The sequence below is a fragment of the Pseudomonas azerbaijanorientalis genome, assembly GCF_019139795.1.
GTDB classification, from domain to species: Bacteria; Pseudomonadota; Gammaproteobacteria; order Pseudomonadales; family Pseudomonadaceae; genus Aquipseudomonas; species Aquipseudomonas laurylsulfatiphila.
Window position 1 is genome coordinate 4,598,459 of sequence record NZ_CP077078.1, and the last position, 25,210, is coordinate 4,623,668.

Here is a 25,210-nt window from a genome sequence, read left to right on the forward strand (position 1 = left end):
CAATAGAAGGCAACAAGCCTGGCATCGCCCACCGTGATGCCGCTGGATGAATCAGGCCGGTCTCCGGGCTCATGAGTGGCGCAAAGCCAGACTGTGCGCCTTCCCGCATCGAATCGACACAGTGGCATCAGACACAGTTTTCACTCATTTACCGTTGCGGGGGCAGCGCCGGAATTACGGTTCCTCGACCAACAGAAGAACTCGCTCACCGGCTTCCCTGTTTCACTCTGTCGACCCAAGTCACAGAGCACCTGAAACAAGCCGCGAAGGTTAGAGGGTTGGGGGTGGAGCGTCAATTAAAGCCGGGAGGCCAACTGCCGAATAACTGTCGTCAATCAAAAAACTGACGTCAATCTTGTGCCTCGCTCTCAGCAGTGATATCAAAGAGCCACAACCTCACAACACAATAACAAGGGTGAGCCCATGCAAGGCATGATCATCAGCAATCCAAAGCTGGAATTCCTGCGCCCTGTGCTCGAGCGCTGGTTCGAATGCATCGACCGCTACAACGCCATCCGCGGTGATGGCGACACACCCTACTGGCACGACGAAAAAGCCAATCTCGGACTGTTGTCTGCCGCCGCCTGGATGGCCGAGATGGTCACACTGCAACAGACGCCTACCCGCAAGCAGACCGAAGAAGGCGAACGCAACAGCCGCGCCGACCTGTTCCTCGCCTCGCCCGAAACCCGCGCCTACATCCAGACCAGCCAGCGCTGGCCACGGGTCAACAGCCTCAATCTGACGCAGGCCCTGCTCGACATCGCCAGCGATGCAAAGCGCCTGAGCCACGCCAGCGACCTGAAACTCGGCTGCCTGTTCGTCGCCCCGCAAAAAGCCCAGCAAGGCGCGACACCGGAAGAACTCCAGGACATGGTCGACGACCTGCAAAAGGAACACACCTGCGCGGTCGCCTGGTATTTCCCGTATGCCTACCGCAAGTTGCGCAATGAAGCCGGCAACTATCACCCTGGCATTGCGGTGCTGTTCAAGGAAGCACGTGGCTAGGGGTTGAACCATTGGACGACAACGCGTCTCTATGATTAGAACAAGGCATTCATAGGGAACACCCGTATGCGCACGCCCCCGCTCGTTCTCGTTATCGCGATCTGCGGAGGGCTCGCCGGTTGTAGTGAGACCGCCGGCCTGCAAGTCTCCGACGGCACCGGCCCTTCACCCCAACTGCCGCCCCCCAACAAAACCCTGATCCCGACTGTGAACATCGCCCCGGCCATCGGCTGGCCACAGGGCGCGAAACCCGTCGCCGCCGCGGGCACTCAAGTGGCCGCTTTTGCCGAAAACCTCGATCACCCCCGCTGGCTTTATGTACTGCCCAACGGCGACGTACTGGTGGCGGAAACCAACGCGCCACCCAAACCCGAAGACGGCAAAGGCATTCGCGGCTGGGTCATGAAGCAAGTCATGGGACGCGCCGGGGCCAGGGTGCCCAGCGCGAACCGCATCACCTTGCTGCGCGACAAGGACCACGATGGCGTCGCGGAAACCCGCACGGTGTTTCTGCAAAACCTCAACTCGCCCTTCGGCATAACCCTGGTCGGCAAGGACCTGTATGTGGCCGACACTGATCGCCTGCTGCGCTTTCACTATGAAAGTGGCGATACGCAGATCAAATCGCCACCGGTCAAAGTGGTCGACCTGCCGGGTGGCCCGCTGAACCATCACTGGACCAAAAACGTCATCGCCAGCAAGGACGGCCGCAAGCTCTACGTCACCGTGGGCTCCAACAGCAACGTCGCGGAAAACGGCATGGACAAGGAAGAAGGTCGCGCAGCGATCTGGGAAGTGGATCGTGCCACCAGCCAGCAGCGGATCTTCGCCTCCGGCCTGCGCAACCCCAACGGCATGGCCTGGGAACCGCACAGTGGCGCGCTGTGGACTGCGGTCAACGAGCGGGATGAAATTGGCAGCGACCTGGTCCCGGACTACATCACCTCGGTCAAGGACGGCGCATTCTATGGCTGGCCTTACAGCTATTACGGCCAGCATGTCGATAGCCGCGTCGAGCCGCAAAACCCCGGCCTGGTGGCCAAGGCCATCGCTCCGGACTATGCCGTCGGCCCGCACACGGCATCACTGGGCCTGACCTTCGCTGAAAACAGCAAGCTGCCGCCGCCGTTCACCCAAGGGGCCTTCATCGGCCAGCACGGCTCCTGGAACCGTAACCCCCACAGTGGCTACAAAGTGATTTTCGTGCCGTTCAGCGCAGGCAAACCTGCGGGACAACCGATTGAAGTGCTCAGCGGTTTTCTCAACGAAAAGGAAGAAGCCATGGGCCGCCCGGTGGGCGTGGTGATCGACCGGCAGGGCGATCTGCTGGTGGCCGATGATGTGGGGAACAAGGTGTGGCGGGTGTCGGCAGTGAAATAAAAACCAACTGCCAACATATTCCCCTGTGGGAGCGGGCTTGCTCGCGAAGGCGGTGTATCAGTCAACAGATGTGGCGTCTGACATTGCGCATTCGCGAGCAAGCCCGCTCCCACAGGGGTTCAGCGCTTGCGACAGAGCGTCAATCCATCGCCGATCGGCAACAACGACAGATCCACCCGCACATCATCCTTCAACGCCAGGTTGAGCGCCTGGATAGCCCGGGTGTCCGCGCTCTCGGGGCTGGTCTCAAGCACGCGCCCGCTCCACAGGGTGTTGTCGAACAGCACCAGCCCACCGACCCGCAGCAAACGCAGGGCATGCTCCAGATAACTCGGATAGTTGGCCTTGTCGGCATCGATGAACACCAGGTCGAACTGCTCGCCCCCACCTTGCCGCTCAAGATCGCCGAGGGTTTCCAGTGCGGGGGCCAGGCGCAGGTCGATCCGCCCGGTGAGTCCCGCTTCCTGCCAGTAGCGCCGTGCGATGGCGTTGTAGTCGCCGGGAATATCACAGCAAATCAGCGAACCTTCAGCCGGCAATGCCGCCGCCATGCACAGCGCGCTGTATCCGGTGAAAGTACCGACTTCGAGCAAGCGCCTGGCGCCTGTCAGCTTAACCAGCAAGGCGAGAAACTGTCCCTGCTCCGGCGCCACCTGCCAGCGCGCCATCGGCAGCGCCTGGGTCTCATCGCGCAAGCGCTTGAGCAGTGGTGTTTCGCGCAGGGAAACATCGAGCAGGTATTGATACAGGGCGTCGTCGAGATTCAGCGTACGAGCAGTCATGAGCAGCAGCTCCGGACGTTACGGGTTGCGCGCCAGATGTTCAGGCTGCAGAACACGCTTGGCGCTCAGGTAAGCCTTTTGCCAATACGCCTTGGACAGACTGTCGAGCTTCACGGTGCCGCCAGTGGCCGGCGCGTGGACGAAACGCCCTTCTCCCACGTAGATGCCGGCATGACTGACCTGGGAACCGCCATTGGTAGCGAAGAAAAGCAGGTCGCCAGTCTGCAGGCCTTCCTTGCCAACACTCGCCGCTTGCATGGAGATCATCTCGCGCGTGGTGCGCGGCAAGGCAATACCGGCTACATCGCGGTACACGTACGCGATCAGGCCGCTGCAATCAAACCCGGAATCCGGCGTGTTGCCACCCCAGCGATAAGGCGTACCCACCAGGCCGAGCGCGCGAAACAGCACGTCCTCCGCTTCGGGCGAAAACGCTTGTGGGGAACCAAATACGATGGGCGCGCGAACCACCGGCGCAGGAGGCGGTGTGCGGCTGGCGCAGGCACTGAGCAGCGCTGCGAAGAACATGATTGCGAGGCGGGCCGACGTCGTCATAAGCAGAACATCCTGATCTGGCTGCGGCTTTTTCTGCGGGGAGCGCAGAAAAGAAAACCGCCTGCGTAGGACGCAGGCGGTTTGCCATCATTTGTAGATCAAGATTCTAGCGGCTACACGACAAACTTCAAGTAAGACTTTAAGTTCGCCTTACAAAATGTCCGCTTATTTACGTGCAGTGACAATTGGCGACGTGTTAGGTGCCATCGCCAGGGCGCGCTTGGCCTCGATGAAGGTCTTGCTCCAGTAGCTGTCGCCCAGGCTATCGATGCGCACACCACCGCTGCGGCGGCTGCTGGAGTGGATGAACTGATTGTCGCCCAGGTAGATCCCGGCGTGACTGACGCGACCACGACGACCGTTGGTTGCGAAGAACAGCAGATCGCCCGGCTCAAGCTTGCTGCGCGAGACCAGCGGAGCGTCCACGTTGATCATTTCGCGGGTGGAGCGCGGCAGGTTCATGCCCGCTTCTTCGCGGAACAGGTAGCCGATGAAACCGCTGCAATCGAAGCCGGCTTCAGAAGTGCCGCCGAAACGGTAACGGGTACCGATCAGGGACATGCCGCGTTCGAGGATGCTGTCGGCCAGGACTGGAAGCTGGTAGGACTTGCCGCCAGCGAAGTCTGCGAGTTCTTTTTCGGTAGCCTTCTCTTCTTGGTAAAGAGCTTCCTGAAAGAGAGCGGAAGACTGGGCAGTGGCCGGGTTTTGAACCTGCTGTTGCTGCTGCTGGACCACTGGAGTGTGGGCAGCGCAACCGAACAACAGGGTGACGAGTGCGAGAGGCACGAGGGGTGCGAAGCGATTTAGCATGGGCACGACCGTGGCTGAAGTTGTAAAGAAGTCGAGACTATGCCCGCTATCGACCTCATTTGCAAATTCAATCAATCTTTTTGTGACTTATTGGTTTCTCGTTTACATCTAAGCGCTTAAGCCCATTTTAAACATGCACGCGGCCTGCAACCTTGCAGGAAAGCGGATTTTCTGGCGCCTGAAATATGCCGAACTGGCTATAAGCCCCGGTTTCAGCGGGTCTACCAGCCGAGGGTTTCTTTCAAAAACGGGATTGTCAGCTTGCGCTGAGCCTGGAGGGAGGCCTGATCGAGGCGCTCAAGCAGCTCGAACAGTGCACTCATGCTGCGGGTGCCGCGAGTCAGGATGAAATGCCCGACCTCATCGGTCAGGTGCAGTCCGCGACGGGATGCGCGCAATTGCAGGGCACGCAATTTGTCCTCGTCGGACAGTGGGCGCATCTGGAAGATCAAGGCCAGGGTCAGGCGTGACTTGAGGTCCGCCAGCTTCACTGGCAATTCGCGCGGGGATGTCGACGCAGCAATCAGCAGGCGCCGGCCACTGTCGCGCAGGCGATTGAACAGATGGAACAGCGCCTCTTCCCAGTCCGCCTTGCCGGCAACCGCCTGCAGGTCATCGAGACAGACCAGTTCGTACTGCTCAAGGTTATCGAGAATCTCGATACCGCGATCGAGCAACTCGGCCAGCGGCAGATACACCGCAGGCTCTCCCAATTGCTCGAAGCGCAGGCAGGCAGCCTGCAACAGGTGCGTACGCCCTACCCCATCCTTGCCCCAAAGGTAGATCAGGCTTTCGGTCCAGCCGGCGTCGGCTTCGCATAGCCGCTCGACATAGCCGAGTGCAGCGGCATTGGCGCCTGGGTAGTAGTTGATAAAGGTGGCGTCGTCACGCAGACGCACACCTAGGGGCAGCTGAATCGGTTTCATGCTGACTGAACAGTTCCAAAGGAACCGTTAGTGGCCTCTGTGTAAAGTTTGCGAAGTTTATACCCGTGAAGCGGGCCGCACAATGCGATAGACCACAAGCAAAATCAAAGGTTTGCGTTAACGCACCGGTTTTATGACAGTTTCTTTGGCGGTGCATGTAACACTCGCGCTGTGTAATCAGGCTGACCCGGCACGAACCCGGGCAGCCCGCCATCGCCCATCGACACCTTTTACCCCTGCGGTTCGTCGACACCCCCGTAGATATCGGAATCCTTATACAAATCTTGCACATGGCGCACCAACACCATGATCACCGCGGCGACCGGCAATGCCAGCAGCACACCGGTAAAGCCAAACAGCTCACCCCCGGCCAGAATCGAGAAAATCACCGCCACCGGGTGCAGACCAATCCGGTCACCGACCAGCAACGGCGTCAGCACCATACCCTCCAGCGCCTGACCGACCATGAACACCGCGACAATGCCGAGCATCGGGTAAAGATCACCACCGAACTGGAACAGCCCTGCAATCAGCGCCGCACCGATGCCGATGATAAATCCCATGTACGGCACGATCGCTGCCAGACCGGCAATGACGCCAATCAGCAAGCCCAGCTCCAGCCCGACCAGCATCAGGCCTGCTGCATAGATCACCCCCAGGGCCACCATGACCAGCAACTGGCCACGAATGAACGCTCCGAGCACTTCATGGCATTCACCCGCCAGCGACATCGCGCGCGCTTCACGATCCCGGGGCAGCAGGCTGCGGACCTTGGCCATCATCAGGTCCCAATCGCGCAACAGATAGAAGCTCACCACCGGGATCAACACCAGATTCGCCAACCAGCCAATCAACGCCAGCCCGGAGGCAGTGGCATGACTCAGTACCACGCCGACAACATCGGAGGTCTGACTCATATGCTCGCCGATGGCTGCCTTGAGCCGGTCGAACTTCCAGAAGCCCTCCGACAGGCCGAACTTCGATTGCGCCCAGGGCAACGCCGTGTGCTGCAGCCAGTCAAGCATTTGCGGGGCCAGTTCATACAAACGAAACAGCTGCCGGGCGAGCAACGGCACCAGGACCAACAGCAGCGCGGTGAGGATCAATGTAAACAGGGCAAACACCGCCACTACACCCCAGGTTCGAGACAGCCCCGCCTTCTCCAGTCGATCCACCAGCGGGTCGAACAGATAGGCCAACAGCAGGGCCACCAGGAACGGCGTCAGGATCGGATGCAACAACCAGACAAAAACACAAAGCAGGACCACCCCGCCGAGCCAGAACCAACGCCGCGTATCGGCCATGAACCACTCCATTGCTTCTATATAAAGAGAGAAAAACTACCAGCGAAACCGCAGTTGCGGTGTCGGGGCTGGCGCAGGCGCCGGGGTAGGCACCGCACCACCGACGGCAGGCTGAACCGGCACTGCCGGAGTCGGTGCCTGAGCCGCCGGCGCTTCCTGCAACCTTGCCAGCGACAGTTGAGCACGCAACTGCTCGGCGCTGCCATTGACCCGGTAGACGATCCGGTCGCCGTCAACGCTTTGCACGCGCCCGCCAAATGGCTCCAGCAAGCGCCCAAGGGACGCGTAGTGTTCAAGATTCATGCCTTGCACTTCCAGCAATTGCGCACTTGAAGCACCGGGCTTGGCGACAAACCGCGGCGCCAGCCGCTCATTGACCGCCAGCATCACCGCATCGGCCACGGCGGCCTGATCGGCACCCTGCACGCTGCCTGCCTCTTTTTTATCTCCCAGCCACAATTGCCACTTGGCTTGCCACTGCCCGCCCTCCTCTTTGGCGTGTACCGCGAGCAGGGCGTCGGCGTTGTAGCGTTCCGATGCCGCAAGCAAAGGGCCGGAATCTGCGCCTTCCAGATTCGGTGCGGTCGCGACGATCTGTTCGTTCAGGTCCGCCAACGGCAAGCGCAATGGCAAGCCCCGGTGCTGGGCAGCCCGACGCAGCGGTGCCGCGCTGGCCTGGCCGTCGCCCACCAGGCTTGAACCCTCGGTGGAATCGTTGAGCCACCAGCCGAGGATCGACGGCCGATTGGCCCCCCACATGGCCAGGCCGGCGCGGCGCAAGGCCTGCTCGGTGGTACCCGGGTCGAAATCGACTTTCAGAACTTCCGGCGGACCGGCTTCAAAGCCGTATTGGCTGATGATCTGTTGCGGCTCTTTACGAATGGCCGCCAGCCCCGGATTTTGAGCGGCCTTGGGATCGCCGGTCAGGCGCAACACCAAAGTGTCCAATGCACGTTGAGTCGCCTGCTCACGCTCCTCGGGCGACTGGCCATTCACCGGCTCGCGCACCTGATAAAGGCCTTTGACGGTTTCGGCTTGACTGACCAGGCTGACCACTGACAAACAACTCACAAGCAAAAATTTACAAAAACGCATGGAAGATTCCTGACGACAAGAGCGGCTGGAACAGACCGCATGAAGACGATCGAGCAAGGCTGTGACCATTGCCCGATGCAAAACATTCACACGCTCCGGGTAAGTTTTCGCACTGTCATAACGATAGACGGTTAATCGCGACACCTTATACAGCCAGGCAGGATGCCACCGACACCGTGCATCAACGGTTTTTTTTAACGGATATGGCCCTGCTGTCGGCCTGAGGATGGCCGCTGCGGCTCAAGCCTGATAAAATCGCGCGCCTTCGCAGACCGGCAACAGCCGGGTAGTGTCCGAATAGCGTGCATGGTTCTCGCCTACGCAGTTTCGGCGCTCCCGACGGACTCGGTCGTTACCCAGAAATCCCCCCCCTAAAGGCCTGGATCATGAGCAAGCAACCCTCCCTGAGCTACAAGGACGCCGGTGTAGACATCGACGCCGGTGAAGCATTGGTCGAACGCATCAAGAGCGTCGCCAAGCGCACTGCGCGCCCGGAAGTCATGGGCGGCCTGGGCGGTTTCGGCGCCCTCTGCGAAATCCCGGCTGGCTACAAACAGCCTGTGCTGGTTTCCGGTACTGACGGCGTCGGCACCAAGCTGCGCCTGGCACTGAACCTGAACAAGCACGACAGCATCGGCATCGACCTGGTTGCCATGTGCGTCAACGATCTGGTGGTGTGCGGTGCAGAACCACTGTTCTTCCTCGACTACTACGCCACCGGCAAACTGAACGTCGACACCGCTGCCCAGGTTGTTACCGGCATCGGCGCTGGCTGCGAACTGTCGGGATGCTCGCTGGTTGGCGGTGAAACCGCTGAAATGCCGGGCATGTACGAAGGCGAAGACTACGACCTGGCCGGCTTCTGCGTCGGCGTCGTGGAAAAATCCGAAATCATCGACGGCTCCAAGGTTGCTGCCGGCGACGCCCTGCTCGCCCTCCCGTCTTCCGGCCCGCACTCCAACGGCTACTCGCTGATCCGCAAGATCATCGAAGTGTCCGGCGCCGACATCGAAAACACCCAGCTCGACGGCAAACCGCTGACCGACCTGCTGATGGCCCCGACCCGCATCTACGTGAAGCCGCTGCTCAAGCTGATCAAGGAAACCGGCGCGGTCAAAGCCATGGCCCACATCACCGGCGGTGGCCTGCTGGACAACATCCCGCGCGTTCTGCCAAAAGGCGCTCAAGCCGTGGTTGACGTGGCGAGCTGGACCCGTCCGGCCGTGTTCGACTGGCTGCAAGAGAAAGGCAACGTCGAAGAGAACGAAATGCACCGCGTGCTGAACTGCGGCGTCGGTATGGTTATCTGCGTCGCTCAAGAGCACGTTGAAACCGCGCTGAACGTTCTGCGTGAAGCGGGCGAGCAGCCTTGGGTCATCGGCCAGATCTCCACCGCTGCCGAAGGCGCGGCTCAGGTAGAACTGAAGAACCTCAAGGCTCATTGATGTCTCAGACCTGTGATGTGGTGGTGCTGTTGTCCGGCACCGGCAGTAACTTGCAGGCCCTGATCGACAGCACGCGGACCGGCGACAGCCCGGTCCGCATCGCTGCGGTGATTTCCAACCGCGCCGACGCCTACGGCCTGCAACGCGCCAGGGACGCGGGTATCGACACCCGCACCCTGGATCACAAGGCTTTCGAAGGTCGCGAGGCCTTCGATGCCGCGCTGATCGAACTGATCGACGCCTTCAATCCCAAACTCGTGGTACTGGCCGGATTCATGCGCATTCTCAGCGCGGGTTTCGTACGCCACTATCAGGGTCGCCTGCTCAATATCCATCCCTCGCTGCTACCCAAATACAAAGGGTTACACACTCATCAGCGCGCGCTGGAGGCTGGCGACGCCGAGCACGGCTGCTCCGTGCACTTCGTCACCGAGGAACTCGATGGCGGACCACTGGTCGTACAAGCTGTAATACCGGTAGAGTTACAGGATTCGCCGCAGAGTCTGGCGCAGCGGGTCCATGTTCAGGAACACCTGATCTACCCGATGGCCGTACGCTGGTTTGCCGAAGGTCGTCTGGCCCTCGGCGAGCAAGGTGCTTTACTGGATGGACAGCTACTTGCGGCCAGCGGCCACTTGATTCGTAACTAGGAGATTTTATGCGTCGCGCCCTGCTCTTCGCTTGCGCTCTGCTCGCTTTGCCCTTCGCTCAGGCGGCAGAACTTCAACCCTTCTCCGCCAGCTACACCGCCGACTGGAAACAGCTCCCCATGAGCGGCACTGCCGAGCGCAGCCTCGAAAAAACCAGCGACGGCAAATGGAAACTGAGTTTCAAGGCATCGATGATGATTGCCAGCCTGTCCGAGGAAAGCACCCTGACCCTGGACAAGGACACGCTGCTTCCGGAGTCCTACCACTTTGAACGTGGCGGCCTGGGCAAGGCCAAGAAATCGGACCTGGATTTCGACTGGAACACCAAGATGATCACCGGCACCGACCGCGGTGATGCCGTCAAGCTCCCCCTCAACCGCGGCATGCTCGACAAGTCCACCTACCAGTTGGCTTTGCAACATGATGTCGCTGCCGGCAAAAAGACCATGAGCTATCAAGTGGTCGATGGCGGTGAAGTCGACACCTATGACTTCCGCGTGCTGGGCCCGGAAAAAGTCGACACCAAGGCCGGTCAGATCGATGCGATCAAGGTTGAGCGCGTGCGCGACCCGACGCAGAGCAAACGCATCACCGTAATGTGGTTCGCCAAGGACTGGGATCACCTGCTGGTCCGCCTGCAACAGGTCGAAACCGACGGAAAGGAGTACAACATCATGCTCCTGGACGGTAAGGTCAACGGCAAGACCGTTAAAGGCAGCTGATCCGGATCGACACGAAAAGCCCCGCCATCGCGGGGCTTTTTTCTAATCAAAAGATCGCAGCCTTCGGCAGCTCCTACATGGATCGCATAAACCTGTAGGAGCTGCCGAAGGCTGCGATCTGTTGATCTTCAATCAGACCGAAAACCGCGCCACCAGCGTGTTCAGGTCCACCGCCAACCGCGACAACTCCTGACTCGCCGCACTCGTCTGATTCGCTCCGGTCGAGCTCTGTTGCGCCAGGTCACGGATGTTCATCAAGTTGCGATCGACCTCCCGCGCCACCGCCGCCTGCTCCTCCGAGGCACTGGCAATCACGATGTTGCGCTCATTGATCACGGTGAATGCCGAGGCGATGTCTTCCAGGGCAACGCCCGCTGCTTTTGCCGCCTCCAGCGTCGAACGCGCCCGGGTGTTGCTCTGCTGCATCGAGCTGACAGCCAGATCGGTACCCTGCTGGATACCGGTGATCATCTGCTCGATTTCCCTGGTCGACTGCTGGGTCCGGTGCGCCAGGGCCCGCACCTCATCAGCCACTACCGCAAACCCGCGCCCGGCCTCCCCGGCTCGCGCGGCTTCGATCGCCGCGTTCAAGGCCAGCAGGTTGGTCTGTTCGGCAATCGCGCGAATCACGTCCAGCACGGTAGTGATGCCATACACCTTCTGCGCCAGATCTTCGACCTGAGCGACGTTGGTGGTGACATCTTCAGCCAGCGACTCGATCGACAGCACCGTCTGGTGCACTTGTTCGCGGCCGTGTTGGGCAATGCGGTCGGACTCGCGCGAAGCTTGCGACGTTGCTGCGGCATTGCTCGCCACTTCCTCCACGGCGGCGGTCATCTGGTTGACCGCCGTGGCCGCCTGCTCGATCTCCAGGCTCTGCTGATGCAGGCCTCGGGTAGCGTCTTGCGTGACGCAACTGAGCTCTTCCGAAGCCGAAGCCAATTGACTGGATGAATCGGATATACGCCGGATGGTTTCGCGCAAACTCTGTTGCATGCTCTTGAGCGCGTGCAGCAGACGCGCGGGTTCATCCTTGCCGGAAATGGTGATGGCTGCAGTCAGGTCGCCGCCGGCGACCACCTCGGCCACTTTCAATGACTGTGACAGCGGCAACACGATGCTGCGCGTCAACAGCAGTGCCAGGCCAATGGTGATCAACGCGGTCACACCGATCATTACCCCGACCCAGACCCGCGACTGGCTGAACACCAGGCGACCCGCTTCGGTTGCCAGATTGGCGTTGTGCCGATTGAGCTCGACCAGCTCCCTGAGCGCAACCGTGATTTCATCGGCCAGAGGATTCATCTCGCCATTGAGAATGGCCGCCGCCTCTTCCACCTGCCCCTGGGTAGCTTCGGCCATCACCTGACTCTGAAACTGCATGTACCTGGCCTCGGCGGCCTTGAAGCGGTCGAACAATACGCGCTCTTCAGGCAGCACGATCAACTTGTCATAACGTTGCTGAGCCTCTTCGAGAACGCTTTTGAGTTCATTGATCTTGTTGACGTTCTGCGCCTGTACCTGCGGGTCGCGATTGATCAACAGACGCATGGTCAATGCTCGCAGCCGCAACATGTCCTGACTCATATCACCGACCGCCATGACACTGGGCAGCCAGTTGTCATCGACCTGATCGGACTGTGCCCGCATGTTGGACATTTGCAGCAGAGCGAACGCGCCCAAGCCAAAAACCATCAACGCCAACAGGCCAAAACCGAGACTCGCGCGCGGCGCAATATTGAGACTTCTGATACTCATTCCCCTGGTTCCTTCCAAAAGCGCTGCGTCAGGCAGCTGGTTCTTTAGACGGTATCGGACTGTTGAAAATTTGCGTAAGACGAAAAAGTGATATCAAAACAACATTACTGCTACGGTAACGATTCAGCGAAAAGACTCACCCGTACAAGAAAACCGGAACGCACATCCGGCACCATGCTCTATACCTTCAAGGTCTTTTTGATCGAACAAATATCTGTCGCTTGCGAGGTTTCCCATGACCGTTACCGTCAACACCGTTTCTGCCGAAGGCTTTCGCCACAGCGTACAAATCGATGACCATGAACTCTTCGCCGACGTTCCCGTCACAGCGGGCGGTGAAGGCAGAGCGCCGGAACCGCACGACTATTTCGATGCCGCGCTCGGCGCCTGCAAAGCCCTGACCCTCAAGCTCTATGCAAAGAAGAAGGACATCCCATTGACCGGTGTCGGCGTCGAGGTCAAGCGCGACAACAGCCTGGAACAGAAAGGCCAATACAAGCTGCACGTCAAACTGACCCTCAAGGGTGTACTCACCGACGCCCAGCGCGACGAGCTGCACCGCGTGGCCGATCGCTGCCCGATCCACAAGCTGATGACCACGTCTGAAGTCAGCATCGAAACGCATTTGTCCGAAGGCGCCTTCAGCCAATAGCGGCAAGGGCTGCGCGAGCGGGTTATGCTCGAACGCATCGCCCGCTCAGCCTGGAACGCACCATGAACACTCCGCTCGTGATCCGCCCCCGCATCGAAGACGTCGAAGGTCAGCCGATCCTGCGTCCACTGCCATCCGCCAAGTGCCGCAGCGTCGGGCCATTCGTGTTTTTCGATCACATGCTGGAAACCCGTTATCCGCCGGGCAAAGGCATGAATATCCGCCAGCACCCACACATCGGCCTGTCCACCCTGACCTATTTGTTCCAGGGGCAAATCCAGCACAAGGACAGCCTGGGTTCCGATCAGGTTGTTGATACCGGCGATGTCAGCTGGATGACGGCCGGCAGCGCCATTGCCCACGTCGAACGCACGCCCGAGGCTCTCAAGGAGAGCGGCTTCACGATGCACGGTTTGCAGATCTGGCTGGCATCGCCCAAGGAAAAAGAACAGGGGCCGGGGCATTACAGCCACCATCCAGCGTCCACCTTGCCAGTCAGCGAAAACCTGGGGGTGAAGATCCGCATGATTGCCGGGTCGGGCTTTTGCCTGGAGTCACCGGTCCCGGTGCTTTCTCCTACGTTGTACGCAGAATTGCACCTGCAAACGGCGACGACATTGCTGATTCCCACCGAGCATGAAGAACGTGCGCTGTATGTGTTGAGCGGCGAGGTGCAACTGGATGGCGAGCTGATAGAACCGCTTTCGCTGGTGGTACTGCCTGCCGGAGAAGAGTTGACCCTGTTTGCTGAAAGCGACAGTCACGCCGTGCTGTTTGGCGGCGCGCCGCTGGACGGGCCACGGCGGATCAACTGGAATTTTGTCGCAAGCGATCCGGCGGCGATTGATGAAGCACGCCGGCGTTGGGCGGCCGGGGACTGGCCGACGGTGCCGGGAGAAAGTGAGAGGATCGAATTGCCTTAGTTTTTCTATCGTTAGTCAGGCCGCCTTCGCGGGCAAGCCCGCTCCCACAGTTTCCATGTTGTCCGCAAAAATTGCGCATGGACCAAATCCTTGTGGGAGCGGGCTTGCCCGCGAAGGAGCCGGCACTCACACCGACCAAGTCATGGTCAGCCCCTGAACACTTCATCCAGCAAGTTATGCATCGACGTGAACGCCCGAGCGGCGATCTTCGCGTCATACATCATCATGCCCGGCACCTTGGCGTGCGGGTCGGTGAACGAGTGAAACGCACCGCCGTAGCTCAGCAACTGCCAGTCCACACCGGCCGCGTTCATTTCATCTTCGAACGCCGGCAACTGCTCCTTCGGCACCAGTGGATCGGAGGCACCGTGCAGGACCAGGACCTTACCCTTGATGTTTTTCGCGTCGGCCGGATTCGGTGTGTCCAGCGTGCCGTGGAAGGATACCGCGGCCTTCACCGGCGCACCGGTACGGGCAAATTCCAGGGCACAGCAGCCGCCGAAACAGAAACCGTAGGTCGCCAGCTTCGACGTATCGACTGCCGCCTCGCCCTGGCTCTGCAACTGCTCAAACGCCACCTGCATGCGCTTGCGCAGTAACCCACGGTCATTCTTCAACGGCATCATTGCCGCCCCGGCCTCGTCATTGTTCGACGGACGAAGTGATTGCCCGTAAAGGTCGGCGATCAGCACCACGTAGCCCTTGGCCGCCACGGACCTGGCGATCTCCTCGGCACCGGCGCTGACGCCCATCCAGTTCGGTGCCATCAACAAGCCCGGACGCGGGCCTTTATGGTCGGCATCGAAGGCCAGACGGCTTTCGTAGGCCTGGCCATCAATCTGATAGGCAACGGAACGTACAGTGATTTGGCTCATTTCTGACTCCTGATTGTTGAACACCAGAATGAAAAAACCCGCCGAAGCGGGTTTTTCTACAACACAGTTAAGCTGATAGCTCGACCAACAGTTTGTTCAGACGGCGCACATAGGCCGCCGGATCTTTCAAGCTGTCGCCGGCCGCCAGGGCCGCCTGATCGAAGAGGATGTGCGACAGATCGCCGAAGCGCTCATCGCTCTGCTCGTTGTCGAGCTTCTCGATCAGCGGGTGAGCCGGGTTGAACTCGAAGATCGGCTTCGAATCCGGAACCTTCTGCCCGCTGGCTTCGAGGATCTGGCGCATCTGCAGGCCCAGGTCCTGCTCGCCGATGGCCAGGATCGCCGGCGAATCGGTCAGGCGATGGGACACCCGAACTTGCGCAACGGATTCGCCCAGTGCAGTTTTCAGACGCTCAACCAGACCTTCCTTGGACTTCGCGACTTCTTCCGCGGCCTTCTTGTCTTCTTCCGAGTCCAGGTTGCCAAGGTCCAGGTCACCGCGCGCCACGTCGACGAAGCTCTTGCCGTCGAAGTCGCTGAGGTAGCTCATCAGCCATTCGTCGATGCGGTCGGTCAACAGCAGCACTTCGATGCCTTTCTTGCGGAAGACTTCCAGGTGCGGGCTGTTCTTGACCTGTGCGTAGGTTTCGCCGGTCAGGTAGTAGATCTTGTCCTGACCTTCCTTGGCGCGCGCCAGGTACTCGGCCAGACCGACAACCTGCTCGCCATCGTCGCCGTGGGTCGATGCGAAACGCAGCAGACCGGCGATTTTTTCCTTGTTGGCGAAATCTTCTGCCGGGCCTTCCTTCATGACCTGACCAAAGTTTTTCCAGAAGCCCTTGTATTGCTCAGGCTCGTTTTTCGCCAGTTTTTCCAGCATGTCCAGCACGCGCTTGGTCAGCGCCGACTTCATGGAGTCGATGATCGGGTCTTTCTGCAGGATTTCCCGCGACACGTTCAGCGACAGGTCGTTGGAGTCGACCACACCCTTGATGAAGCGCAGGTACAGCGGCAGGAAGGACTCGGCCTGATCCATGACGAACACGCGCTGCACGTACAGCTTCAGGCCTTTTGGCGCTTCACGCTGGTACAGGTCGAACGGAGCACGGGTCGGCACGTATAACAGCGAGCTGTATTCCAGCTTGCCTTCGACCTTGTTGTGGCTCCAGCTCAGCGGGTTTTCGAAATCGTGAGCGATGTGCTTGTAGAACTCCTGGTATTCCTCGTCCTTGATCTCGGTACGCGGACGGGTCCACAGAGCGCTGGCGCGGTTGACGGTTTCCCATTCAACGGCAGGCTTCTCTTCGCCTTCGGCGGCTGCCACTTCTTTGGGCAACTCGATCGGCAAGGCGATGTGGTCGGAGTATTTCTTGATGATGTTGCGCAGGCGCCAGCCATCGGCGAACTCGTCTTCACCGGATTTCAGGTGCAGGACGATGCGAGTGCCGCGCTCAGCCTTGTCGATTGTCGCGACTTCGAAGTCACCTTCGCCCTTGGACGACCAGTGCACGCCTTCGCTGGCAGCGCTGCCGGCACGACGGCTGTACACATCGACCTTGTCGGCGACGATGAAGGCGGAGTAGAAACCGACACCGAACTGGCCGATCAGGTGCGAGTCTTTCTTCTGGTCGCCGGTCAGGTGCTTCATGAAATCGGCGGTGCCGGACTTGGCGATGGTACCCAGGTGGGTGATCGCATCTTCGCGGCTCATGCCGATACCGTTGTCTTCGAGGGTGACGGTTTTAGCGTCCTTGTCGAAGCTCACGCGGATTTTCAGTTCGGCGCCGCCTTCCAGCAGCTCTGGCTTGGCCAGGGCTTCGAAACGTAATTTGTCGACAGCGTCAGAGGCGTTCGAGATCAATTCGCGAAGGAAAATTTCCTTGTTGGAATACAGCGAATGGATCATGAGATGCAGCAGTTGCTTCACCTCGGTCTGGAAGCCCAGGGTTTCCTTTTGAGTTTCCACACTCATGGTCATCAAACTCCAATCAGATGGCATAAGCCGCGACCTTGAGGGTCAGCGGCGGGTTGTCATCAGAGTTTGGGGCTGAGTTCAGGATTTCAAGGGCTCCTCGAGTTTGAAATGTGCACGGGCCGTGGCGATGGGTTCGGCCTCAGTGCTTTGCCAGGCGGTAATCGCCACGTTGGCAACCCGCCGCCCCTGGCGGCAAACCTGGCATCGGGCCCAGGTGTCGCGAAACTGCCCGGCTCGCAGGTAATCCAGGGAGAAGTCGATGATCTTCGGCACCCCGGGCGATCCGGTAAACACCAGCAGGTGCAGCGCCGCTGCCAATTCCATGAACCCGGCGATCACACCGCCATGAATCGCCGGCAGCAATGGGTTACCGATGTTGTCCTTGCTCGCCGGCAGCTTGAACAGCAGCTCATCGCCCACCCGTGAACATTCGACGCCGATCAGCCGGGCATAGGGAATCAAACCCAGCAGCGAGGCGTAATCACCCTGCTCATGGGCCTTTTGCAATTGATCCTTCAGCGACTCGCTCATTGCGCACCTCCGGCAACCGCGCCACCAAAGCCCTTGGTGCCTTTAATGTTCTTGCCCATGCGCATGAATGTGCCCATCACATGGGCAATGGGTTGCCCGGGATCATCCTGATAGGCGAAGCCACGGGCAAAAATCACGTCGGTGGTGACCCGGTAGCACTGGGCGAAGCCATAGACGTCCTTGTGCGGTTCGGCGGCGTGCATGTAGTCGATGCGCAGGTCGAGGGTCGGACAGACTTCGAACTCCGGGAGCACACAGAGCGTCGCCATGCCACAGGCCGTGTCCATCAGCGAGGTCAGTGCCCCGCCATGAATCACGCCGGTTTCGGGATTGCCAACGATCTGTGGGCTGTACGGCAGCACGATCGTCAGTCCTTCGTTGCTGGCGCTGTGAACGCTTAGTCCAAGTACCTGACAATGTCGCAGCGCCGACAAAAAGCGCTTCGCTTGCTCAAAAACGGGGTTCTCAGCCATTTGATAAACACTCTTGTTTACGTTCGTGCAATGCGGTGGCAGTCGGGGTAAAAGTTCCGCATTAGAACAAAACTTATATATCTGAAAGAATTAAGGAACTTAACCCTGATGTGTGAGCTCTTAATGCCAGTACATGCTTTTCATCAGGAGAAACACCCCATGCGTAAGACTTTAGCTATTGCCTTGATGTTGACCGCTTCCCTCGGTCTCGCTGCCTGCGATAAAAAATCCGAGGACAAAGCTCAAGAAGCTAACAAACATGCTGAGCAAGCTCAGCAAGACATGAGCAAAGCTCAGGATAAAGTGAACGACGCCGCGAAAGAAAACGCCGAAGCTGCCAAAGCTCAGGCTGAATCGAACGCGGAAGCGGCAAAAGAGGCTGCTCCGGCCGCTCCAGCCGCTCCGGAAGCGCCTAAGAACTAATCCGGTTTTTAGCGTGATAAAAGAAAACCCGCCAAGTGCGGGTTTTCTTTTGCCTTCAAAAAAATGCTTAGAGCAAAATCGTTCGAAAAGTCGGACTAATCATCAGCAACAGCGAGCAGATTAATCCCACCAGCCAGACCAGGCTGCGTTGCCAGGCAAGGTCCTTCCAGTAACACACCAGATAAATAACCCGAGTGATCACAAAGATGATCGCGAGCAAATCGATGAGCCAGCCTGCCGTCTGCGTTGTATGCGCCATCAGCACACCCACCGCAAACAATATGAAGGCTTCAAAACTATTCTGATGCGCCGCCAGCGCACGGGCACCAAAACCTGTGAGTTGGCCCTGCTGCTGGCGCGGCAGGTGATTGTTGTAACCGCCCTGCTCTTTCATGGCCTTGGTCACAGGCATACGCGCCACGTAAATCAGCACGGCACTGATAAACACACACCAGAACGGAACACTCATCAAGCAGCCTCTTTGATCACCTCGGGCGATGGCGCCTCTGTAGGGGTATAGACCATCACGTCGAGAACGTCGGAATGAAACTCGCGACGGTACAACACAAATACCACGCCGGCACTCATCAACATGAACAACCAGGGGCTGACAAACCAGGCCAGCATGGTCATGCCGAAGTAGTAGGAACGCAGCCCGAAGTTGAACTGGTTGGCGGCCATGGAGATGACGCGGGCCGCACGGGAAGCAAACGCCTTGCGCTCTTGCTCCGACACAAGACGCTCGCCGACCATTGGCGCCGACCCCACCAGTACCGCCGCAAAGTTGTACTGGCGCATGCACCAGCTGAACGTGAAGAACGCATAGACAAACACCAGCGCCAGGCACAGTAACTTGATTTCCGACATGCCCTGGGACGCCTGTTGCACCATCGGGATATCCGCCAGCAACGATACCGCCCTTTCCGAAGCCCCCAGCACCGTGAGAATACCGGCCAGGATAATCAACGTACTGGAAGCGAAGAACGAAGCGTTGCGCTCCAGGTTGCCGATCACGCTGGCATCGGCGATGCGGTTGTCGCGCAGCAGCATGCGGCGCATCCAGTCTTCACGATAGAGGTGCAGCACACTGGCCAGGCACGCGGTGTCACGGCCTTTCCAAGTGGCATAACGGGTGTACCCGCCCCAGCAGATGACGAACCAGATTGCGGCAAGTATGTGGATCAGGTTGGCTTGGATGAACGACATGCAGGTCCTTGTGATGTGCAAGAGGAGTACCGAATCCCTGTGGGAGCGGGCTTGCTCGCGAAGGCGGCTTATCATTCAACATTGATGTTGACTGACCCACCGTCTTCGCGAGCAAGCCCGCTCCCACATCAGGATTTGCAATGCTTCGACGTTAGCTCAACGCAAAAGACACCGCATCCCTCACAAAAAAAATGCCCCGTATCGATTGATACGGGGCATTTCTGTTTTGTGACGGGCCGGTAAAGCTTAAGCCAGCGCTTCTTCGCGCTTGCCCAGCAGACGGTCGCAGACAACGGCAACCACCAGCGTCATCACCGAGGGCACCAGCCAGGCCAGGCCCTGCTCGCTCAGCGGCAGGTGGGCCATTTGCGTCGGCATCCAGTCCGCCAGGCCTGCACCCTTGAGGGCGTCGATCAGGCCGAAGAGGAACGACACCAGCATGACCGGGCCGAGGATACGACCCTGCTCATGCCAGAAGTCCTTGCAGAAGCTCAACGCCACCAGAACGATGCACGGTGGGTAGATCGCGGTGAGCACCGGGATCGAGAACGCAATCAGCTTGGTCAGGCCCAGGTTGGACACCAGCAGCGAGAACACCGCGAGGATGATCACCAGTGTCTTGTAGGACAGCGGCAGCACTCGGCTGAAGTACTCGGCGCAGGCACAGGTCAGGCCGACCGCGGTCACCAGGCACGCCAGGGAAATCAGCACGGCCAGGAAACCACTGCCCAGCGAACCGAAGGTGTGCTGCACGTAAGCGTGCAGCACCGCCGCGCCATTGGTAGCACCAGCGGCCACTTCATGGCTGCCCGAACCGAGACGGAACAGGCTGACGTAAACCAGCGCCAGGCCGACGCCGGCGATCAGGCCGGCGATGATCGCATAACGGGTGATCAGTGCTGGCGACTCGACGCCGCGGGAGCGAATTGCGTTGACGATGACGATGCCGAACACCAGGGCGCCCAGGGTATCCATGGTCAGGTAACCATTGATGAAACCTTGGGAAAACGGCGCCGCCACGTATTCAGGCGTGGCCTGGCCAATGTCTCCGGCCGGCAGGGCGAATGCTGCAATGCCCAGCACGGCCAGGGCGATGATCTTCAGCGGAGCGAGGAAGCGCCCTACGGTATCCAGCAAACGGCCTGGGTACAGCGAGATGAAGAACACCAGCAGGAAGTAAACCGAGCTGTACAGGAACAATGCCAGCGGGCTCTCGCCGGTCAGCGGTGCCAGGCCCACTTCGAAGGATACCGTCGCGGTACGTGGCGTCGCGAACAGCGGGCCAACAGCGAGGTAGCAGGCCGCTGCCAACAGGCCACCGGCGACTTTACCGATCGGGCTGCTCAAGGCATCCATTGCGCCGCCGACCTTCGCCAGCGCCACAACGGTGATCACCGGCAGACCAACGGCCGTGACCAGGAAACCCAGCGCCGCCATCCAGACATTAGGCCCGGACTGTAAACCGACGATAGGCGGGAAGATGATGTTGCCAGCCCCGACGAACAGGGCAAACGTCATAAAACCAAGTGCCAGGATGTCCTGGCCTTTCAACACTTTCATTAAGGAAATACCACACTACTGAATCGGAATTTAGAGAGGGATTTCCCTATGGGTGAGGGAAATGCTGTCAGTCCGTATAAGACCGACCCTTTTAGCGCGTTGGTGCCTTGTGGGCCGCAGACGCAAAAATGGCGCGTAGCCTAACGAATTTGGATCAGAAACGCACTGTTAGAGGGCGAACTATCCGATACACGACATTTCCGTGTCGCGTTTATGCATATAAATGGTTGGTGTCTGTAAGTCCGCCTTCGCGGGCAAGCCCGCTCCCACAGGTGGACGCATTCCAATGTGGGAGCGGGCTTGCCCGCGAAGGGGCCAGCAGAGCCAACACAAATGCCGGAAACGACAAAGGCCACCCGAAGGTGGCCTTTGTCTGGTAAAGCGTCAGCCAAGCACGAGGCTTACTTGACAGCCCAACCAGTCAGCTCGGCCAGGGCCTTGCCGATGTCTGCCAGCGAACGCACGGTTTTAACGCCTGCGTCTTGCAGAGCAGCGAATTTCTCGTCTGCAGTGCCTTTGCCGCCAGAGATGATTGCGCCAGCATGGCCCATGCGCTTGCCCGGAGGAGCAGTCACACCAGCGATGTAGGAAACAACCGGCTTGGTCACGTGTGCCTTGATGTAGGCAGCCGCTTCTTCTTCAGCCGAACCGCCGATCTCACCGATCATCACGATCGCTTCGGTCTTCGGGTCTTCCTGGAACAGCTTCAGGATGTCGATGAAGTTCGAACCCGGGATCGGGTCACCACCGATGCCGACGCAAGTCGACTGACCGAAACCGGCGTCAGTAGTCTGCTTCACAGCTTCGTAGGTCAGGGTGCCGGAACGGGAAACGATACCGACCTTGCCTGGCAAGTGAATGTGACCTGGCATGATGCCGATCTTGCATTCGCCTGGAGTGATCACGCCTGGGCAGTTAGGGCCGATCAGGGTAACACCCAGCTCGTCGCACTTAACTTTAGCGTCCAGCATGTCCAGGGTAGGAATGCCTTCGGTGATGCAGACGATCAGCTTGATGCCGCCGAAAGCAGCTTCCAGGATCGAGTCCTTGCAGAAAGGAGCCGGAACGTAGATCACGCTGGCGGTAGCGCCAGTGGCAGCGACTGCGTCTTTAACGGTGTTGAACACTGGCAGACCCAGGTGCTCGGTGCCGCCTTTGCCTGGAGTTACACCACCAACCATCTTGGTGCCGTACTCGATGGCTTGCTGGGTGTGGAAACTACCTTGCGAACCGGTAATACCCTGGCAGATAACTTTGGTGTCTTTATTGATCAGGACGCTCATTATTTGCCCTCCGCAGCTTTAACGACTTGTTGAGCAGCGTCGGTCAGGCTGGTAGCAGCGATGATGTTCAAACCGCTTTCTGCCAGTACTTTAGCGCCCAGCTCAGCGTTGTTGCCTTCAAGGCGAACAACAACCGGGATTTTCACGCCGACTTCTTTCACCGCGCCGATGATGCCTTCGGCAATCATGTCGCAACGAACGATGCCGCCGAAGATGTTGACCAGTACTGCTGCGACGTTAGTGTCGGACAGGATGATCTTGAACGCTTCGGTAACGCGTTCCTTGGTAGCACCGCCGCCCACGTCGAGGAAGTTGGCTGGCTTGCCGCCATGCAGGTTGACGATGTCCATGGTACCCATGGCCAGGCCAGCACCGTTGACCATGCAACCGATGTTGCCTTCCAGCGCTACGTAGTTCAGTTCGAACTTGGCAGCGTGCGCTTCGCGCGGATCGTCTTGCGACGGATCGTGGAAAGTCTTCAGCTTAGGCTGACGGTACATGGCGTTGGCGTCGATGTTGATCTTGGCGTCCAGGCAGTGCAGATCGCCGTCAGCCTTGATCACCAGCGGGTTCACTTCCAGCAGGGCCAGATCGTGATCCTGGAACAGTTTGGCCAGACCTACGAAGATCTTGGCGAACTGGGCAACTTGCTTGCCTTCCAGACCCAGCTGGAAAGCCAGTTCGCGACCCTGGAATGGCTGAGCGCCAACCAGTGGATCGATAGTGGCCTTCAGAATTTTTTCTGGAGTGTCGTGAGCGATTTTCTCGATGTCCACGCCACCTTCGGTGGAAGCCATGAACACGATGCGACGGCTCGAACGGTCAACGACAGCGCCCAGGTACAGCTCTTTAGCGATATCAGTGCACGATTCAACCAGGATCTTGGTGACTGGCTGACCATTGGCGTCAGTCTGGTAAGTCACCAGACGCTTGCCCAGCCACTGCTGTGCGAAGGCTTTGGCGTCTTCTTTGTTGCGAACCAGCTTTACGCCGCCCGCTTTACCGCGACCACCGGCGTGGACCTGGGCTTTGACAACCCACTCGCTGCCGCCGATTTTGTCGCAAGCTTCTGCTGCTGCTTCCGGGGTGTCTACCGCGTAACCGGTGGATACTGGCAGGCCGTACTCAGCGAACAGCTGCTTACCCTGATACTCGTGAAGATTCATGCTTATTACCGTCTTCGTTAGGTACTGCGCATTCGGTGCTGCACTTATTCAAGTGCCGCACCACCTGTGACTGCTGCTTGCATAGCTGAGCTATGCAAGACTGCGTCCAGCGGATATTCCGCGGTGAGTCTTGCATGCAAGGCTCACGACGGGCCAAACCGCCGTGGTTTCTTATTATCTCTTAACGCTTCTTGCGGTTGGCGATGTGGATGGCGCCGCCATTCACTGCCAAAGCAGCTTCGTGCAAGGCTTCAGACAGGGTCGGATGGGAGAAAACCATCATGCCCAGGTCTTCAGCGCTGGTGCCGAATTCCATACCGATCGCGCCCTGCTGAACCAGTTCGGCAGCGCTTGGGCCAATCACGTGGACGCCCAGTACGCGGTCTGTCTTGGCATCTGCGATGACCTTGACGAAACCACCGGTGTCGTTGGCAGCCATGGCACGGCCGGAGGCTGCGAACGGGAAGGTGCCGACGTTAACTTCAACGCCTTCGGCTTTCAAGGCCTGCTCGGTTTTACCAACCCACGCGATTTCCGGGTGAGTATAAATAACCGACGGGATCAAATCATAGTTCATCTGGGCCTTGTGGCCCTTGATGCGCTCGACAACCATGATGCCTTCTTCGGACGCCTTGTGCGCCAGCATCATGCCGCGAACCACGTCGCCAATGGCGTAAACGCCCGGTACGGTGGTGGCGCAGTGATCGTCAACGTGCACGAAACCACGCTCGTCCAGGGTCACGCCGCAGTCGGCAGCCAACAGATCAGTGGTCACCGGACGGCGACCAACGGCTACGATCAGCTTGTCGAAAGTGATGTTCTGTTCGCCGTTGGCATCGGTGTAGTTCACCACGACTTCGTCGCCGTTCACTTTGGAACCGGTGACGCGAGCGCCCAGCTTGATGTCCAGACCTTGCTTGGTCAGGGTTTTCAGCGCTTCCTTGGAAACAGCGGTGTCAGCTGCCATCAGGAAGGTGTCCAGGGCTTCCAGGACAGTCACTTCTGCACCCAGACGCGACCAGACCGAACCCAGTTCCAGACCGATCACGCCAGCGCCGATCACGCCCAGACGTTTTGGAACGGATTGGAATTCCAGGGCGCCGGTGGAGTCGACGATCACATTCTGGTCAACCGGAGCTGGCGGAATGTCGATCGGACGCGAACCTGGTGCCAGGATGACGTTTTCGGCTTCGATGATTTCTACCGAGCCATCAGGCTTGGTGACTTCGACTTTCTTGCCGGCCAGCAGCTTGCCGTGACCCTGGATGGAGGTCACACCGTTGGCTTTGAACAGGGTCGCAACGCCGGAGGTCAGGCCTTTGACGATGTTGGCTTTACGGCCGACCATCGCTGGTACGTCCATGGTCACGCCAGCGTGATTGATACCGTGGATCGCGAAACCGTCCTGGGCTTCGTGGAATTTCCACGAGCTGTCCAGCAGGGCCTTGGATGGAATGCAGCCGACGTTCAGGCAAGTACCGCCCAGAGCCAGTTTGCCTTCCTTGTCGGTGTACTTCTCGATGCAGGCCGTCGAAAGACCAAGCTGGGCGGCCTTGATGGCAGCCACATAGCCGCCAGGGCCAGCGCCGATCACTACTACGTCAAATTTCTGCGACATTCAAAAAATCCTCTTTAGCGAAAAGCTTCAAGCCGCGAGCGGCAAGCCAGGCTGCGGGTTTTCCGACAGCACGGGCTTGCAGCTCATGGC

Annotated in this window: 25 protein-coding genes and 1 riboswitch; of the genes, 8 read left to right on the forward strand and 17 right to left on the reverse strand. The window is 59.1% G+C overall.

All coding sequences use genetic code 11. The annotated features are described in order from the left end of the window. Positions 1–37: 37 nt before the first annotated feature. Positions 38–270, reverse strand: a riboswitch (cobalamin riboswitch). Positions 271–423: 153 nt separating this feature from the next. Further along, positions 424–1,008, forward strand: coding sequence for a hypothetical protein (locus KSS91_RS20460; protein ID WP_217835944.1), 585 nt, complete (start codon positions 424–426; stop codon positions 1,006–1,008). 66 nt (positions 1,009–1,074) lie between these two features. After that, on the forward strand, positions 1,075–2,388 hold the full coding sequence (locus tag KSS91_RS20465) for a PQQ-dependent sugar dehydrogenase (protein WP_217835945.1): 1,314 nt from the start codon (positions 1,075–1,077) through the stop codon (positions 2,386–2,388). Positions 2,389–2,507: 119 nt separating this feature from the next. Here the strand turns inward: KSS91_RS20465 and KSS91_RS20470 are convergent, their stop codons facing one another. The 6 genes from KSS91_RS20470 to KSS91_RS20495 all read right to left on the reverse strand — a co-directional run bounded on the left by KSS91_RS20470 (position 2,508) and on the right by KSS91_RS20495 (position 7,860). Next, positions 2,508–3,170 carry an O-methyltransferase gene (locus tag KSS91_RS20470; protein ID WP_217835946.1) on the reverse strand — a complete coding sequence of 221 codons (663 nt, stop codon included), beginning with the start codon at positions 3,168–3,170 and terminating at the stop codon, positions 2,508–2,510. An 18-nt stretch (positions 3,171–3,188) separates the two neighbouring features. Further along, positions 3,189–3,725 carry a C40 family peptidase gene (locus KSS91_RS20475; RefSeq protein WP_102701790.1) on the reverse strand — a complete coding sequence of 179 codons (537 nt, stop codon included), beginning with the start codon at positions 3,723–3,725 and terminating at the stop codon, positions 3,189–3,191. A gap of 165 nt (positions 3,726–3,890) precedes the next feature. After that, complete coding sequence (locus KSS91_RS20480) at positions 3,891–4,535, reverse strand: C40 family peptidase (RefSeq protein ID WP_217835947.1); 645 nt, start codon at positions 4,533–4,535, stop codon at positions 3,891–3,893. Between the two features lie 221 nt (positions 4,536–4,756). After that, positions 4,757–5,461, reverse strand: coding sequence for a DnaA regulatory inactivator Hda (hda, locus tag KSS91_RS20485; RefSeq protein WP_007898944.1), 705 nt, complete (start codon positions 5,459–5,461; stop codon positions 4,757–4,759). 230 nt (positions 5,462–5,691) lie between these two features. After that, positions 5,692–6,765 (reverse strand): AI-2E family transporter, encoded by a 1,074-nt coding sequence (locus KSS91_RS20490; protein ID WP_217835948.1) that lies wholly within the window; start codon positions 6,763–6,765, stop codon positions 5,692–5,694. Positions 6,766–6,801: 36 nt separating this feature from the next. Beyond that, complete coding sequence (locus tag KSS91_RS20495; protein ID WP_015096172.1) at positions 6,802–7,860, reverse strand: DUF2066 domain-containing protein; 1,059 nt, start codon at positions 7,858–7,860, stop codon at positions 6,802–6,804. Between the two features lie 386 nt (positions 7,861–8,246). On the opposite strand from KSS91_RS20495, the gene purM reads away from it, so the two are divergent. From purM to KSS91_RS20510, 3 genes are read left to right on the forward strand one after another with little or no spacing between them, the layout of a single operon-like run. Further along, positions 8,247–9,305 (forward strand): phosphoribosylformylglycinamidine cyclo-ligase, encoded by a 1,059-nt coding sequence (purM, locus tag KSS91_RS20500; RefSeq protein ID WP_217835949.1) that lies wholly within the window; start codon positions 8,247–8,249, stop codon positions 9,303–9,305. Beyond that, entirely contained in the window at positions 9,305–9,955 is a 651-nt protein-coding gene (gene purN, locus KSS91_RS20505) for a phosphoribosylglycinamide formyltransferase (protein ID WP_007977542.1), read from the forward strand. Before purM ends, purN begins: the two co-directional genes overlap by 1 nt. A gap of 8 nt (positions 9,956–9,963) precedes the next feature. After that, a complete protein-coding gene (locus tag KSS91_RS20510) occupies positions 9,964–10,677 on the forward strand; it encodes a DUF3108 domain-containing protein (RefSeq protein WP_217835950.1) in 714 nt (237 codons plus the stop codon). Positions 10,678–10,809: 132 nt separating this feature from the next. Here the strand turns inward: KSS91_RS20510 and KSS91_RS20515 are convergent, their stop codons facing one another. After that, positions 10,810–12,435 carry a methyl-accepting chemotaxis protein gene (locus tag KSS91_RS20515; RefSeq protein ID WP_217835951.1) on the reverse strand — a complete coding sequence of 542 codons (1,626 nt, stop codon included), beginning with the start codon at positions 12,433–12,435 and terminating at the stop codon, positions 10,810–10,812. Between the two features lie 235 nt (positions 12,436–12,670). Between KSS91_RS20515 and KSS91_RS20520 the strand changes: the two genes are divergently transcribed. Both KSS91_RS20520 and KSS91_RS20525 read left to right on the forward strand, forming a co-directional pair. Then, entirely contained in the window at positions 12,671–13,087 is a 417-nt protein-coding gene (locus KSS91_RS20520) for an OsmC family protein (RefSeq protein WP_217835952.1), read from the forward strand. A 62-nt stretch (positions 13,088–13,149) separates the two neighbouring features. Continuing rightward, positions 13,150–14,010: a pirin family protein gene (locus tag KSS91_RS20525; protein WP_217835953.1), complete on the forward strand. Its 861-nt coding sequence runs from the start codon at positions 13,150–13,152 to the stop codon at positions 14,008–14,010. Between the two features lie 146 nt (positions 14,011–14,156). Here KSS91_RS20525 and KSS91_RS20530 read toward each other — a convergent pair whose 3' ends face one another. The 4 genes from KSS91_RS20530 to KSS91_RS20545 all read right to left on the reverse strand — a co-directional run bounded on the left by KSS91_RS20530 (position 14,157) and on the right by KSS91_RS20545 (position 17,864). After that, on the reverse strand, positions 14,157–14,885 hold the full coding sequence (locus KSS91_RS20530; protein ID WP_217835954.1) for a dienelactone hydrolase family protein: 729 nt from the start codon (positions 14,883–14,885) through the stop codon (positions 14,157–14,159). A 67-nt stretch (positions 14,886–14,952) separates the two neighbouring features. After that, on the reverse strand, positions 14,953–16,857 hold the full coding sequence (gene htpG / locus KSS91_RS20535) for a molecular chaperone HtpG (RefSeq protein ID WP_095964057.1): 1,905 nt from the start codon (positions 16,855–16,857) through the stop codon (positions 14,953–14,955). An 81-nt stretch (positions 16,858–16,938) separates the two neighbouring features. Further along, positions 16,939–17,391, reverse strand: coding sequence for a PaaI family thioesterase (locus KSS91_RS20540; protein WP_217835955.1), 453 nt, complete (start codon positions 17,389–17,391; stop codon positions 16,939–16,941). Beyond that, positions 17,388–17,864, reverse strand: coding sequence for a PaaI family thioesterase (locus tag KSS91_RS20545; protein WP_217835956.1), 477 nt, complete (start codon positions 17,862–17,864; stop codon positions 17,388–17,390). Before KSS91_RS20545 ends, KSS91_RS20540 begins: the two co-directional genes overlap by 4 nt. Before the next feature lie 159 nt (positions 17,865–18,023). Between KSS91_RS20545 and KSS91_RS20550 the strand changes: the two genes are divergently transcribed. Continuing rightward, the gene (locus KSS91_RS20550; RefSeq protein WP_217835957.1) at positions 18,024–18,287 is read left to right on the forward strand and encodes a hypothetical protein; all 264 of its coding nucleotides are present in this window, start codon (positions 18,024–18,026) and stop codon (positions 18,285–18,287) included. 67 nt (positions 18,288–18,354) lie between these two features. Here the strand turns inward: KSS91_RS20550 and KSS91_RS20555 are convergent, their stop codons facing one another. The 6 genes from KSS91_RS20555 to lpdA all read right to left on the reverse strand — a co-directional run bounded on the left by KSS91_RS20555 (position 18,355) and on the right by lpdA (position 25,120). Then, on the reverse strand, positions 18,355–18,756 hold the full coding sequence (locus KSS91_RS20555) for an MAPEG family protein (protein ID WP_015096183.1): 402 nt from the start codon (positions 18,754–18,756) through the stop codon (positions 18,355–18,357). Beyond that, positions 18,756–19,493, reverse strand: a complete 738-nt coding sequence (locus KSS91_RS20560; RefSeq protein ID WP_015096184.1) for a DUF599 domain-containing protein — start codon at positions 19,491–19,493, stop codon at positions 18,756–18,758. The genes KSS91_RS20555 and KSS91_RS20560 overlap by 1 nt, the downstream gene beginning before the upstream one ends. 246 nt (positions 19,494–19,739) lie before the next feature. After that, entirely contained in the window at positions 19,740–21,053 is a 1,314-nt protein-coding gene (gene brnQ, locus KSS91_RS20565; protein WP_015096185.1) for a branched-chain amino acid transport system II carrier protein, read from the reverse strand. A gap of 401 nt (positions 21,054–21,454) precedes the next feature. Further along, positions 21,455–22,336, reverse strand: a complete 882-nt coding sequence (gene sucD / locus KSS91_RS20570; RefSeq protein WP_003223019.1) for a succinate--CoA ligase subunit alpha — start codon at positions 22,334–22,336, stop codon at positions 21,455–21,457. Beyond that, positions 22,336–23,502: an ADP-forming succinate--CoA ligase subunit beta gene (gene sucC / locus KSS91_RS20575; protein WP_003223015.1), complete on the reverse strand. Its 1,167-nt coding sequence runs from the start codon at positions 23,500–23,502 to the stop codon at positions 22,336–22,338. The genes sucD and sucC overlap by 1 nt, the downstream gene beginning before the upstream one ends. Before the next feature lie 181 nt (positions 23,503–23,683). After that, positions 23,684–25,120, reverse strand: coding sequence for a dihydrolipoyl dehydrogenase (gene lpdA, locus KSS91_RS20580; RefSeq protein ID WP_007977515.1), 1,437 nt, complete (start codon positions 25,118–25,120; stop codon positions 23,684–23,686). Positions 25,121–25,210: the final 90 nt, after the last annotated feature.

What these genes read in the sequence shown, in the direction of transcription:
- KSS91_RS20465 (WP_217835945.1), top strand. Translation starts at nt 1,075, where the DNA reads ATGCGCACGCCCCCGCTCGTTCTCGTTATCGCGATCTGCGGAGGGCTC.
- KSS91_RS20520 (WP_217835952.1), top strand. Translation starts at nt 12,671, where the DNA reads ATGACCGTTACCGTCAACACCGTTTCTGCCGAAGGCTTTCGCCACAGC.
- KSS91_RS20545 (WP_217835956.1), bottom strand. Translation starts at nt 17,864, where the DNA reads ATGGCTGAGAACCCCGTTTTTGAGCAAGCGAAGCGCTTTTTGTCGGCG.
- KSS91_RS20470 (WP_217835946.1), bottom strand. Translation starts at nt 3,170, where the DNA reads ATGACTGCTCGTACGCTGAATCTCGACGACGCCCTGTATCAATACCTG.
- KSS91_RS20525 (WP_217835953.1), top strand. Translation starts at nt 13,150, where the DNA reads ATGAACACTCCGCTCGTGATCCGCCCCCGCATCGAAGACGTCGAAGGT.
- KSS91_RS20560 (WP_015096184.1), bottom strand. Translation starts at nt 19,493, where the DNA reads ATGTCGTTCATCCAAGCCAACCTGATCCACATACTTGCCGCAATCTGG.
- KSS91_RS20480 (WP_217835947.1), bottom strand. Translation starts at nt 4,535, where the DNA reads ATGCTAAATCGCTTCGCACCCCTCGTGCCTCTCGCACTCGTCACCCTG.
- purM (WP_217835949.1), top strand. Translation starts at nt 8,247, where the DNA reads ATGAGCAAGCAACCCTCCCTGAGCTACAAGGACGCCGGTGTAGACATC.
- KSS91_RS20550 (WP_217835957.1), top strand. Translation starts at nt 18,024, where the DNA reads ATGCGTAAGACTTTAGCTATTGCCTTGATGTTGACCGCTTCCCTCGGT.
- lpdA (WP_007977515.1), bottom strand. Translation starts at nt 25,120, where the DNA reads ATGTCGCAGAAATTTGACGTAGTAGTGATCGGCGCTGGCCCTGGCGGC.
- KSS91_RS20530 (WP_217835954.1), bottom strand. Translation starts at nt 14,885, where the DNA reads ATGAGCCAAATCACTGTACGTTCCGTTGCCTATCAGATTGATGGCCAG.
- purN (WP_007977542.1), top strand. Translation starts at nt 9,305, where the DNA reads ATGTCTCAGACCTGTGATGTGGTGGTGCTGTTGTCCGGCACCGGCAGT.
- KSS91_RS20460 (WP_217835944.1), top strand. Translation starts at nt 424, where the DNA reads ATGCAAGGCATGATCATCAGCAATCCAAAGCTGGAATTCCTGCGCCCT.
- sucC (WP_003223015.1), bottom strand. Translation starts at nt 23,502, where the DNA reads ATGAATCTTCACGAGTATCAGGGTAAGCAGCTGTTCGCTGAGTACGGC.
- KSS91_RS20515 (WP_217835951.1), bottom strand. Translation starts at nt 12,435, where the DNA reads ATGAGTATCAGAAGTCTCAATATTGCGCCGCGCGCGAGTCTCGGTTTT.
- sucD (WP_003223019.1), bottom strand. Translation starts at nt 22,336, where the DNA reads ATGAGCGTCCTGATCAATAAAGACACCAAAGTTATCTGCCAGGGTATT.
- KSS91_RS20495 (WP_015096172.1), bottom strand. Translation starts at nt 7,860, where the DNA reads ATGCGTTTTTGTAAATTTTTGCTTGTGAGTTGTTTGTCAGTGGTCAGC.
- KSS91_RS20475 (WP_102701790.1), bottom strand. Translation starts at nt 3,725, where the DNA reads ATGACGACGTCGGCCCGCCTCGCAATCATGTTCTTCGCAGCGCTGCTC.
- KSS91_RS20510 (WP_217835950.1), top strand. Translation starts at nt 9,964, where the DNA reads ATGCGTCGCGCCCTGCTCTTCGCTTGCGCTCTGCTCGCTTTGCCCTTC.
- KSS91_RS20540 (WP_217835955.1), bottom strand. Translation starts at nt 17,391, where the DNA reads ATGAGCGAGTCGCTGAAGGATCAATTGCAAAAGGCCCATGAGCAGGGT.
- brnQ (WP_015096185.1), bottom strand. Translation starts at nt 21,053, where the DNA reads ATGAAAGTGTTGAAAGGCCAGGACATCCTGGCACTTGGTTTTATGACG.
- KSS91_RS20490 (WP_217835948.1), bottom strand. Translation starts at nt 6,765, where the DNA reads ATGGCCGATACGCGGCGTTGGTTCTGGCTCGGCGGGGTGGTCCTGCTT.
- hda (WP_007898944.1), bottom strand. Translation starts at nt 5,461, where the DNA reads ATGAAACCGATTCAGCTGCCCCTAGGTGTGCGTCTGCGTGACGACGCC.
- KSS91_RS20555 (WP_015096183.1), bottom strand. Translation starts at nt 18,756, where the DNA reads ATGAGTGTTCCGTTCTGGTGTGTGTTTATCAGTGCCGTGCTGATTTAC.
- htpG (WP_095964057.1), bottom strand. Translation starts at nt 16,857, where the DNA reads ATGAGTGTGGAAACTCAAAAGGAAACCCTGGGCTTCCAGACCGAGGTG.